The following is a 12,805-nucleotide window of genomic DNA, read 5'->3' on the forward strand; positions in this document are numbered from 1 at the left end:
GCTAGGTCGGGGAAGTTTGAGCATTTGTACTAAAATTTCCAATATGCAGTTTAAATGCAGTACAGCTGAGCAAAAACTAAGGATACGGCTTCTGTGATAGCCTAGATGATTGGTGAAGCATAAACACGGCCAATCAATCAGATGGATTTTTTACTGGAAGTCGGTACAGAAGAACTACCCGCAGATTTTGTCGATAGCGCGATCGCACAATGGCAGGAAAGAGTTAGCAAGAGTTTAGAGACGGAATCTCTGGACGCGACTGCTATTCAAGTTTACGCAACACCGCGCCGTTTGGCCGTGTTAATCACAGGATTACCGAGGGAGCAAGAGGCTCGCAGCGAGGAGATCAAAGGACCTCCAGTTAGTGCGGCCTACAAAAATGGTCAAATTACCGCCGCTGGTGAGGGTTTTGCTCGAAAACAGGGAGTTAGCACCGATGCTTTCTCCATTCGTGCCACAGACAAAGGAGAATTTGTCTATATTGAAAAAACGATTCCGGGTCGTCCAACAGCCGAGATTTTAACTGAATTAATTCCCCAATGGATTACCCGTTTGGAAGGAAGACGTTTTATGCGTTGGGGAGATGGAGATTTAAGATTTCCCCGGCCAATTCGTTGGTTATTAACTTTAGTGGATGGGGAAGTTTTACCCCTAGAATTAATTAATGGCTCTACCACTTTAACCAGCGATCGCTTAACTTTTGGTCATCGCATTCTACACCCGCAATCCTTAGCCATTAGTCATCCCCAAGCATATTTAACCAGTTTGCGCTCGATTTTTGTGGAAGCGGATCCGCAAGTGCGTCAACAGATAATTACTGATCAGATTACCACCCTGGCTAAAAAACTCCAGGGAGTGGCAGAAATTCCCGCCGATTTATTAGCAGAAGTGACTAACTTAGTCGAATATCCCACGGCAATTATTGGCAAATTTGACGATGAATTTCTGGAATTACCCCCAGAAGTAATTATTACCGTGATGGTGACACACCAGCGTTATTTCCCAGTGAAAACTCCCCAGGGTTTGTCACCCTATTTTATTACTATTTCCAATGGCGATCCCCAGAAATCGGAGATTATTTCCGCGGGAAATGAAAGGGTTATCCGCGCACGGTTAGCTGATGCCAGATTTTTCTATACTGCCGATTGTGATGAACCCTTAGATAGTTTTCTTCCCCAACTGGAAACCGTCACTTTCCAAGAAGAATTGGGAACCATGCGCGATAAAGTCGATCGAATTATGGAAATTGCCCAGATGATCGTCGAACAGTTAAATCTCGATGAACAAAGTCGCAGTGATATAGAGTCCACTGCCATGCTTTGTAAAGCGGATTTAGTTACCCAAATGGTCTATGAATTTCCCGAATTACAGGGAGTAATGGCCGAAAAATATGCTTTAATTAGTGGTGAATCGCCTGTAGTTGCCCGGGGCATTTTTGAACATTATCTGCCTCGCAATGCTGGGGATATACTCCCGGAAACAATAACCGGTCAAGTGGTGGGAATTGCCGATCGCTTAGATACTTTAGTCGGTATTTTTGGACTGGGAATGCTGCCCACTGGTTCCTCAGATCCCTTCGCTCTCCGTCGGGCTGCCAATGCAATAATTAGTATTATCTGGTCAGCCGATTTTAATATCAATCTTTTGGCATTAATTGAGCAAATAGCTCAGGATTTTGTCACCAGTCATCCCGATAAACCCAACCCGGCCAATCTGATTAAAGATTTCTTTTTACAACGTCTGCAAACTCTCTTAAGTGATGATTTTAGGATAGATTATGATCTCGTTAATGCAGTTTTAGGGGAAAACGATCCAGAGTATAAGTCTCGCGCTTTAGAAAATTTATTAGATACCCGTGAACGCGCTCGCTTTTTATGCCAAATTCGTCAGGATGGTCAGTTAGCCAACATCTATGAAACCGTCAATCGCTCGACCCGTTTGGCACAAAAAGGAGATTTAGATACAACTACCCTAGAAGCCAAGGCAATCATCGATACGGAGTTATTTGAACAATCCTCCGAACAGGCATTTTATGACGCTTTAATTGCCCTAATTCCCGAAACTATCAGCGCAAGAGAGCAAAGAGATTATCAGCGTCTCGTCACTGCTTTAACGGCAATTTCTCCCGTGGTGGCTGACTTTTTCGATGGCGAAAATAGTGTGTTAGTCATGGCCGAAAAAGAATCTGTCCGTCGCAATCGTTTAAATCTGTTGGGTTTACTGCGAAATCACGCCCGAGTTCTAGCAGATTTTGGGGCAATTGTCAAGGGATAATTCAGTTATCAGTTATCAGTTATCAGTTATCAGTTATCAGATTTGAGTTTTCAGTGGACAGTGGTAATCAGTGAGCAGTTGTCAATAGACTACCTTTATTGATTCTCCCCATCACCCCATCACCCCATTTCCCCATCACCCCATCACCCCACTTCCCCATCTCCCCATCCCCCCACACCCCACACCCCACACCCCCACTGAATAACTGATAACTGAAATGGCCAATTCCGAACTACAGCAACAAGTCCAAAGATTACATCGACTGACGGTATGGGGTCGTTGGTTATTCGTGTTGGGTTGTTGGTTAGGGATTGGTTCGGCGAGTTTATGGGTTTTATGGGATGATATAGCCTTAATGCGGCAATATTTTACTTGGACAGCCCTTAGATACGCTTTAGCTTTCAATTACTGGCCTTCTATCGGTCTAGCCTTTTGTTTTGCCATTACAGGAGCAGTGTTAGTCTGGCAAAGTCGCAACATTATTTTAGGACTTTCCCCCAGAGAAAAACTGCGCTTAGAGCAACGGGTGCAGAAAATTCGGGCCGAAGGGTCGCGTCATCCCCTCTGGCGCTGGATCTTAAAAAGCAGGGAAAAAGACTTACAATGATAAAGCTTTGCTGAAAGCTGACGGCTAGAATCCCCACTAGATATAATTCTTTACGCAAAAACTCTTGACTTTTGAATCCACCTATGACCGTGACTCCCCAAGCTCCTCCGAAAACTCGCCGCGTGGTTTTTCCCTTCACCGCTATTGTCGGCCAGGAAGAAATGAAATTATCCCTAATGCTCAACGTCATCGACCCCAAAATTGGCGGGGTGATGATTATGGGAGATCGAGGTACGGGAAAATCGACCACCATTAGGGCTTTAGCCGACCTTTTACCAGAAATTGACGTAGTTGCTAACGATCCCTTTAATTCTGACCCCAATGATCCTGATTTAATGAGCGATGAGGTGCGGCAAAGGGTGGACGAGGCCATCCCCTTGACCATTGCCAAGAAAAAAGTCACTATGGTAGATTTGCCCCTCGGTGCGACGGAGGATCGGGTCTGTGGCACGATTGACATCGAAAAGGCCCTGTCAGAAGGGGTAAAAGCTTTTGAACCTGGTTTGCTGGCCAAAGCTAACCGCGGCATTCTCTATGTGGATGAAGTCAATTTACTTGACGATCACCTCGTCGATGTGCTATTGGATTCGGCCGCTAGTGGTTGGAATACGGTGGAACGGGAAGGAATTTCCATTCGTCACCCGGCCCGGTTTGTTTTGGTGGGATCGGGCAACCCAGAAGAGGGAGAATTGCGCCCACAACTGCTCGATCGCTTCGGAATGCACGCCGAGATTCACACCGTCAAAGAACCACCTCTACGGGTCAAAATCGTGGAACAGCGTGCGGAATTTGATGGCAATCCGATCTCGTTTTTAGAGAAATATAACTTAGAACAGGAAGAACTACAAAGAAAGCTAGTGGAGGCCCAAAATCTTTTGCCTTCCGTGGAGCTTGATTATGAGCTGCGGGTGAAAATTTCCGAGGTTTGTTCCGAGTTGGACGTGGACGGATTGCGCGGCGATATCGTTACCAATCGCGCCGCTAAAGCTCTGGCCGCTTTGGAAGGACGGACAACTGTGACGGTAGATGATATCCGTCGGGTAATTGTTCTCTGTTTACGTCACCGTTTGCGGAAAGATCCGCTAGAATCGATCGATTCTGGTTATAAAGTCTTGAAAGCTTTTAATCGCGTCTTTGGATTAGAAGAAAATTCCTAAATCTAATTCACCCTCTCCCCGAAGAGAGGGTTTTTGACTGGATTTAGAGATGAAGGCCAAAAAGGGCTAGATGTGGCCGAATAAGCTAGAATTTTATCGATCGCTGTTATTCTCTGGGGGAATGTCCATGTGGGTTGAAAGTATAAAACTCGAAAACATTAAATGCTTCCAGAATCAAGAGATTAAATTTATTAGTAATCCCAATAATCAACGTCATTGGCGCGCTAAACCTTATCATTGGATCACTTTATTAGGAGAAAATGGAGTAGGAAAAAGCACGATTTTACAGGCTTTGGCTTTACTGCTCGCGGGACCAGAAGCAGCCAAAGAATTATTACCACGTCCGACTGGTTGGATATGTAATCCCAAGACACCGGGTAAATTAACCGCAGTGCTTCATCAAGAAGATGGGGATGCGGGAAAATTTGGTACGGATAAAACTCGAAAAACTTTTGCTTATTCCTATTTTGTTACAGGCAAGGAAAGGTTAGAGTTAGGAGGCAGTAAGGACAAACAAACTTATACAGAACCAGCATTAATCGAAGAAAATACTAAAATTTTAAGTTGGTTGCGAGCCAATGCTTTTGCCTCCGATAATCATGGTTGGTTTGCCGTCGGTTATGGAGCTTTCCGTCGTTTGACACGAGTGAGTCAAGTGATTATTCCTAGTCTTGAACCCCCGCAACGCTCTAGCAACTTTTTCAGCCAATTTAACGAGGATACATCTTTAAGTTCTTTTGAGAGATGGATGGTGTATTTAGATTATCGAATAGCCAAAAATCCTGAAGATAGTAAATCTAAACAAATGAAAAAAATCGGCGAAGAAGCAATTACTAAACTGTTACCCGGTAATGTAGAAATTGCTGAAGTAACTGCCGATGGCTTGATTCAGTTTCTAGTTAACGGTCAAAAAGTTCCAACCATTAGTTTATCCGATGGTTTTCGGAGTATGATTGCTTTAGCTGGGGATTTAATTTGGCGATTATTACAATCCTTCCCCAATCTAGATAACCCCACAGAGGCTTCTGGAGTCGTCTTAATCGATGAGTTAGATATTCATTTACATCCTTCTTGGCAAAGGGAAATTGCTGGATGGTTACAGGAAGTTTTTCCCAAGCTTCAATTCTTTGTCGCTACTCATAGTCCTTTAATCGCTGCCGGTGCAGGGCCAAATTCTTTAACCCTACGAATCGATCTGGTAGCGGGTGAATCAGAGATTGTAGAAATTCCTTATTTAGAATTAGCGGCTAATGTTGATCGTACTTTAACAAGTTCTGCTTTTGGTCTGAAATCAACCTTTCCCACTGATACAGAAAATAAAATTAAGCGTTACCACCAACTAAATCGTAAAAAGAAAAATCTGGCGGCAGCAGAAAAGCAAGAATATGAACAACTGTCATTATTTGTTGGAGAAGTTAAACCCTTTGGCGAAATTAGTCAACCTAATAGTTTAGAATCCCGAATTGATGCCTTACTAGAGGAGCGTTTATCTTGATTGCTGTCACCAGAATATCAGAGCCACGCGTATTAGCTAAAAATGCCGCTCGTTGGCTAGAGGCTTTAGAATCAATAAAATCAAACAACAAGGCAACTAAAGCTCAAATTAACCAAGCACAAAATAAATACAGTCATCCGCAAGTTAAAGACGCATTAGTTAAAATGTTTAATGGGAAATGCGCTTACTGTGAAAGTAAGATTACAGTGGTAACTTACGGAGCGATCGAACATTTTTATCCAAAAAGCCAGTATCCTGATCTGACTTTTACTTGGGAGAATTTACTGCTTTCTTGTGATAAATGTAATGATGCCAATCACAAAGGCACAAATTTTCCTCTCGATGATATCACAGGAAATCCTCTGTTAATAGACCCCACGGATGGAGTAACCGATCCGAATACACATCTTGAATTTATTTGGGATGAAATGGCAAAATTGGCCAGTGTTTATGGTCGGGATCGGCGTGGTCAAATTGTTGAAGATTTGTTCGATCTCAATGGTATGCGTGGACGAAAAGAATTAATTAACTATCGTAGTCAATATATTAAAAGGTTGTTAGCATTATTACGTTTCGCAAAACAAGGAGACTCGGAGGCTTTATCTTTACTGCAAGAAGCTTGTCAATCGGGAGCGGAATATTATGCTTTTGCTAGTATTTATATACTGCCTCATTTGCCTCCCTAAAATCAGGGGTAATTATTATCTACAGTCTGAAAAACAAAATTTCTTGCTTATTATTCTCACCTTACTTGCTATTTATGTCTCGTCCTGTTGTTTATTTTGCCGTTACTAATCATGGTTTTGGCCATGCTGTCCGCAGTGCTTCGGTGGTAGCTAATATTATTGAACTTAATCCCGAAATTTTGCCGATATTAGTCACCACGGCCCCGCGCTGGTTATTAGATTCCTATATATCCGGAGAATATATTCAAAGACATCGGGGGTTTGATGTGGGAGTAATCCAATCGGATAGTTTAACGATGGATAAATTAGCTACTAAAGAAAAATTAGAACAAATAATTGCTCAATCAAGGGCAATTATTGCCAGTGAAGTTAATTTTATTAAAACTAATCGTGTGGGTTTAGTTGTGGCAGATTTACCGCCTTTAGCGGCACTAATTGCCAAAAGCGCGGGGCTTCCTTGTTGGATGATCGGTAACTTCGGCTGGGATTTTATCTATCGTGATTGGGGTGAAGAATTTGCCAGTATTAGTGATTGGATTAGTCGTTGTTATAATCAATGCGATCGCTTATTTAAACTGCCTTTAGCAGAAGCAATGACAGCATTTCCCCATGTTACCGAGGCAGGTTTAACCGGAGGTACACCCCGCTATAGTGAAGAACAATTGCGACAGGAATTTAAGCTAAATGCCCCCAAAGAAAAAACTATTTTATTGAGTTTTGGGGGGTTAGGATTAGAAGCAATTCCCTATGATAACCTCGCCAGTTTTCCCGATTGGCAATTTATCACTTTTGAAAAAAACGCGCCCGAATTGCCCAATTTAGTCCGCTTACAGGATAAACCAGATCGGAGCTATCGTCCCGTGGATTTTATGCCCCTGTGCGATCGAATTATTTCCAAACCGGGATATAGTACCTTTGCCGAGGCTTTAAAATTAGAGGTGCCGATTGTTTCCCTAATGCGAGAAGGTTTCGCCGAATCAGCGATTTTATTGGCTGGAATCCAAGATTATAGTGATCATCAAATTATTAGCAGTGAAGAATTTTTTCAAGGTAATTGGGACTTTTTGCGCCAAGCCCCCCAACCGCCACGACTAAAGGTTAAACTGGCTAAAGATGGTGCAGAATCGATAGCAAGAGCCATCGTAGAATACTTTGAGAGGTAATAGTAATGATTAACTTAGCCAATTTAACCTCGGATGATTAGCGGTGAATTTAGTTATCGGTCAGCCGTCCCTAGTTTATTGAACAAAGTCCTAGAAATCAGCCAAATTACCGCCCTATTTTTTGACAATCACATTCGGGATAATCAGGGCAGTATCAGCCTCGAAATCGTCAAAAACACCGATAACCATCCGGAGAAAGTTGACGGCGAACCGGAGCCGAGAACTAGGGAGACAGAAACAAGATCGGGCAGAAAGCCGATACTTGTTACAATAGTTTACAAATCACCCTGCCCCGTCACCGAACTATGTCCGAACAGATGATCTCCCCAGAGACGCAAAACCCAGAAGCGATTACCGTTGAAGTGCAGCCCGTGCATATTCCCGAAGAGCATCGGGAAGATATCGGCCCCATGGATGACAACGTAGCCGAGAGTTGGCGCTACAATCCCCAAGTTATTAACGACTATTACCGTCGGCGACCTCTAGACGTTTTGGGGAGATTAATCGAAATTGCCCTACCGGTTTTATCTTTTGTCATCGGTATCTGGTCGGATAAACTGCGGGGAAAATCGCCGAAAAATGAAATTAGACGGGCCGTACAATTGCGGGAAATGTTGACCAAATTGGGACCCACCTATATTAAAATCGGTCAAGCTCTCTCTACCCGGCCTGATTTAGTACCGCCTTTATATTTAGAAGAATTAACCACTCTCCAGGATCAAATCCCCTCTTTTCCTAATGAAATTGCCTATCGTTTTATCGAAGAAGAATTAGGTTATTCTCCCGAGGAAATTTACGCAGAATTATCCCCCAATCCCATAGCGGCCGCTTCCCTAGGACAAGTTTACAAAGGTAAATTAAAAACCGGAGAGAGAGTCGCCGTTAAAGTACAGCGTCCCGATTTGATTCGCTGTATAACTTTAGATGTGTATATCATGCGTAGTTTGGCGACTTGGGTGAAAGGTAATATTAAAAGACTTCGCTCCGATTTAGTGGCAATTACCGACGAATTAGCCGCTCGTATTTTTGAAGAAATTAATTATCTTCACGAGGGACAAAACGCCGAAAAATTCGCTCAACTTTATGGTCACATTGCCGAAATTTACATCCCCAAAATCTACTGGAAATATACCGGGAGACGGGTTTTAACCATGGAGTGGGTGGACGGCACAAAATTAACTAATATCAAAGAAATTCAAGCTCAGGGTATTGATGCCACCCACTTAGTTAATGTGGGGGTGCAGTGTTCTTTGCGTCAATTACTTGAACACGGATTTTTCCATGCGGATCCCCACCCGGGTAATTTATTAGCGACTCCCGACGGTAAATTAGCTTATCTTGATTTCGGCATGATGAGCAATATTGAACCCTATCAACGCTACGGTTTAATCGAAGCGGTGGTGCATTTAGTCAACCGGGATTTTGAGTCTTTGGCCAAGGATTATGTTAAGTTAGACTTCCTGTCACCAACTACCAATTTAGAGCCAATTGTTCCCGCTTTTTCGGAAGTTTTCGGTAATGCTTTGGGGGCGAGTGTGGCAGAATTAAACTTTAAAAGTATCACCGATAAAATGTCGGCGATGATGTATGAGTTTCCCTTTCGAGTTCCTGCCTATTATGCCCTGATTATTCGCTCGATGGTGACTTTAGAGGGAATAGCAATTGGCATCGATCCTAATTTTAAGGTACTGAGTAAAGCCTATCCTTACATTGCTAAACGTCTGCTCACCGATCCTTCCACGGAGTTGCGAGATTCCCTGCGGGATTTATTGTTTAAAGACGGTACTTTTCGCTGGAATCGTTTAGAAAATCTCCTGCGTAATGCTAAAGATTCTAATGATTTTAACTTCGAGAAAGTCACCGAACAAGCGTTAGATTTTCTTCTTTCAGATAGGGGTATATTTATCCGCGAAAAATTAGTGAATGAGTTAGTCAATGCTCTCGATAACTTCGGTCGTCGCACTTGGTTTAATCTCACGGTTAATTTCCGGCAACAGGTGGGTTTAGCGGTACAAGAAACTCCCCCAGAATTGTTGGGTGATGCTAAGACTTTCGAGCATCTTCGCAACATCTTTAGTATTTTACAGGAAACGAAAGGATTCGATGCCATGGCTATGGTGCCAGTGATGACTAAACTAATCGCTAAACCGGAAACCCAACAGATGGGACAAAAAATTGCTGAAGGTTTACTACAAAAATCCCTAGCGCGTTTAATTCGTTACTTAGTTCTCGAATTTGATAGACCAAATCATCGGCAAAATGGAGAATTATCGAAAGCTTTACCCGCTGCCGATTAACCTCTGTTCGGTCAATAAATGCCGTGAAATAAATTTCACGGCTCCGAGAAAAATTCTCAACTTTTTTAAAAGTTTTTTTATCCTAGCTGGTTAACGGGGTTTAAAGGTGACTTGTAAACCGTCCCGGGGGTGGGGAGTGGGGATAGAGGTGAGGGTCAGATCTTGATTGGGGAGTAATTGCCAATCGTATTTTTGTACTAAACGGACGGCTAAAATTTTCATCTCTAAACGAGCGAATTCTTTGCCTATACATTCGCGTAATCCCGCACCAAAAGGGATATATCCGTAGGGTTTTTCCTCGGCTAAAAAGCGATCGGGATCGAAGGTTTCAGGACGAGAATAAATATTATTATCTTTATGGGTATTGCTGATTTGATACTGCACTACCCATCCTTTCGGCAAATGATAACCGTTAAATTGACAGTCTTCTATTACCCGACGGAATCCTCCTCCCACGGGGGGAGTAAAACGTAAAACTTCTTTTAAAACGCGATCTAAATAGGTCATCTGTTTAAGGGTATCGACGCTTAAAGGAGTGGATAGATCAAAATTAGTTATTTCCTCGAGGACAAGCTGAAAAATATCGGGATGCAGTGCCATTTGTAGGCAGAAAGTGGCGATAGCGGAGGTTAAAGTTTCATGACCAGCAAAGAGTAATAATAGCACTTGATCCTTTAATTCCGCTAAGGATAAACTTTGACCGTTTTCGTCTTTAGCTTGTAAAAGTATAGCAAGAGCATCTTGGCCGGGGTCATCATTTTTTTGTCTTTCTAAAATGATAGCTTCGATCGCTTCCAGTAATTCTTCTCGACAGCGTAATGCTTTGCCAAAAGCTGTCCAGGGAAGGGGAATGGGAAGGGTAAATAGTCCCGCACACCAAGTATCAAAAGCTTCTCCTAATTTGGTAGCAGAACCCTGGTCAAGACCGACAAATAATTTACAGGCGATATCGAGAGTATAGTTTCTTAATTCAGGATACCATGACAGGGTTTTTGCATTTTGCCAACGCTCCAAATAGCGAGCGGTAATTGTTTCTACCGTAGGGATATAACTTGCCAGGGACCGGGGTTGAAAAGCTTGATAGATTAAGCGACGACGGGAAGCGTGGACATCTCCTGTATGCACCGCTAAAGATGCGCTGCCGAGGAGAGTTTTGGTACTTTTAGGCCAAGTTGCCGCAAAGTATTTATTCTCGTTGCTGAGGAGAAACCGGTTAGCCTCGGCACCGGATAAAATAATCGTGGGACTGCCAAAAATATGAGTACGGAAAAGTTGACCATATTTATTATGACGTTTGCTGGCAAAATCCCCATCGGTCAAAAAAGCGATTGTTTCTCCTAATAGGGGTAATCCGAAACTGCCGGGGGGTAAGGGTATATCTTTGCTTATAGTCATCGCTGCCTCTAGGGTAAAACTGATCAGTTGCCGTCGATTAACCCTGTTTATTTTAACCTAAAGCACCGGAGAATTCATCCCCTAATCTAGACTGGCAATTAGCGATCGCACTTGACCAAGGCAAGTATCTAGGCAAAATTAATTACAGATCTCACCAGTCAGTTAACAATAAGAATTGCCGCCAATTGACATTTTTTAAGATCACCGCCATAATTAGCCGTTGCTAATAATAATTCGCGGCAAACGATGCTTAAACCCGCAGAGAATTTCCCAGGATATCGTACCTAAATCTCGCGCCCAATCGTCGGCGGTAATGCACTGCGGGCCGTCTTTACCGATAAGTGTGACGATTTCCCCTGTTTTTACCTCTGGAATCTCGCTCACGTCAATCATTAACTGATCCATGGTTATCGCGCCGATTTGGGGTACTAAACGTCCTCTCAGGGATACTTTTAAACGATTGGAGAGATTGCGGGGAATTCCATCAGCGTAACCGATACCGACCACAGCAATACGGGTGTCTTTTGCCGCTATGTACTGATGACCATAACTCACTCCGGAGCCGGCGGCAATGGTTTTGACTTGGGCAATGCGCGCTTTTACTTGCAGGACGGGTTGCAAAGGGACTTTATCGGTGAGATGATCGGCGGGATAAAGACCGTAGAGAGCTAATCCGACTCTAACTCGATCGTAGTGCAGAGATCGATCGCTTAGGGTAGCGGCAGAGTTGGCTAAATGCAGACAGGGGGGATGATAACCTTTTGAGCTTAACTCGGCGATCGCTTGTTGGAATCTTTGCCGTTGTAACTGCATCATCTCGGGATTGGGATCGTCAGCCGTGGCAAAATGCGAGTATATACTGGCAATTTTCAGGTTAGGAGCCTCTAAAACCTGTTCGACGAATTTGGTGCCGTTTTGCCATTGTGTACCTAAGCGAGACATCCCCGTATCTAGTTTGATATGGACCGGCAGCCGCTGCTCTAAGCGTCTCATCACGGTGGCAAAAATTTGCACCTGTTCGATTTGCACCAGGGTGGGTTGCAATTGCCAATGGGCTAAGGCTGCCACTTCTTCCGGGGTGTTCACTGCCCCTAAAATCATAATTGGGGCAACGATTCCCGCTTCCCGCAGTTCGATACCTTCCCCGATAGTCGCGATGGCTAAAGATTGCGCTCCGGCTTCTAAAACGCTGTTAGCCACCTTAACTGCCCCGTGTCCGTAAGCATCGGCTTTAATTACCGCCATTAATTCCGTTTTTGGGGCTAATAAGGCCTTGACTTTTCGCACGTTTTGTTGTAATGCCGAGCGATCAATCTCTACCCAAGCACGATAGCGAATTGCTTCCGACAATTGATAATCATGACGGTTTTTGGGCGGATTGATAATTTTTGGTTCGATGCTAAACACCACTCGCTCACTCCTTTGCACACATAACCCAATTTATCACAGATGTCGGGGTGAAGACCCTCGTACTGACAGGATGAAACCCCGACCAATATAAAACAGCGAAGCACGATTAAATCCTTGACAATTTAGCCTTGCATAGTTTACCATAGTAAATTTAGTTGGGTAAACAAGATATTAAAAGCGTTTAAGTACAGAATCTATCGTGCGACTCGTTCCTACCAAAAGTCTAACAGACGTGGGTAGGACAAGGTTGAGAACCTTGATAACTCAATAACCGTGAAGGTGAAAGTCCTTCCCTCCAGATGATGGAGTGACAGCATAACC

At 43.5% G+C, this 12,805-nt stretch carries 9 protein-coding genes; 7 read left to right on the top strand and 2 right to left on the bottom strand.

Going from position 1 to position 12,805, the window contains the following annotated elements; genetic code table 11:
- Nucleotides 1-141: 141 nt before the first annotated feature.
- The 7 genes from glyS to IM500_RS19095 all read left to right on the top strand — a co-directional run bounded on the left by glyS (nt 142) and on the right by IM500_RS19095 (nt 9,679).
- Nucleotides 142-2,274, top strand: coding sequence for a glycine--tRNA ligase subunit beta (glyS, locus tag IM500_RS19065; RefSeq protein ID WP_190718798.1), 2,133 nt, complete (start codon nt 142-144; stop codon nt 2,272-2,274).
- 217 nt (nt 2,275-2,491) lie between these two features.
- Nucleotides 2,492-2,881, top strand: a complete 390-nt coding sequence (locus IM500_RS19070) for a hypothetical protein (protein WP_190718795.1) — start codon at nt 2,492-2,494, stop codon at nt 2,879-2,881.
- Nucleotides 2,882-2,964: 83 nt separating this feature from the next.
- Nucleotides 2,965-4,038, top strand: a complete 1,074-nt coding sequence (gene bchI, locus IM500_RS19075; protein ID WP_016516601.1) for a magnesium chelatase ATPase subunit I — start codon at nt 2,965-2,967, stop codon at nt 4,036-4,038.
- 70 nt (nt 4,039-4,108) lie between these two features.
- Nucleotides 4,109-5,533, top strand: a complete 1,425-nt coding sequence (locus IM500_RS19080; protein ID WP_242034506.1) for an AAA family ATPase — start codon at nt 4,109-4,111, stop codon at nt 5,531-5,533.
- Nucleotides 5,530-6,219, top strand: a complete 690-nt coding sequence (locus IM500_RS19085; protein WP_190718792.1) for a retron system putative HNH endonuclease — start codon at nt 5,530-5,532, stop codon at nt 6,217-6,219. The genes IM500_RS19080 and IM500_RS19085 overlap by 4 nt, the downstream gene beginning before the upstream one ends.
- Before the next feature lie 74 nt (nt 6,220-6,293).
- On the top strand, nt 6,294-7,382 hold the full coding sequence (locus tag IM500_RS19090; protein WP_190718788.1) for a glycosyltransferase family protein: 1,089 nt from the start codon (nt 6,294-6,296) through the stop codon (nt 7,380-7,382).
- 305 nt (nt 7,383-7,687) lie between these two features.
- A complete protein-coding gene (locus IM500_RS19095) occupies nt 7,688-9,679 on the top strand; it encodes an ABC1 kinase family protein (protein ID WP_287739334.1) in 1,992 nt (663 codons plus the stop codon).
- Between the two features lie 90 nt (nt 9,680-9,769).
- Here IM500_RS19095 and IM500_RS19100 read toward each other — a convergent pair whose 3' ends face one another.
- Complete coding sequence (locus IM500_RS19100; protein WP_287739335.1) at nt 9,770-11,074, bottom strand: cytochrome P450; 1,305 nt, start codon at nt 11,072-11,074, stop codon at nt 9,770-9,772.
- Between the two features lie 213 nt (nt 11,075-11,287).
- On the bottom strand, nt 11,288-12,484 hold the full coding sequence (gene alr / locus IM500_RS19105) for an alanine racemase (RefSeq protein WP_190718778.1): 1,197 nt from the start codon (nt 12,482-12,484) through the stop codon (nt 11,288-11,290).
- Nucleotides 12,485-12,805: the final 321 nt, after the last annotated feature.

It is taken from the genome of Microcystis sp. M179S2 (genome assembly GCF_020245805.1).
Classification (GTDB): domain Bacteria; phylum Cyanobacteriota; class Cyanobacteriia; order Cyanobacteriales; family Microcystaceae; genus Microcystis; species Microcystis aeruginosa.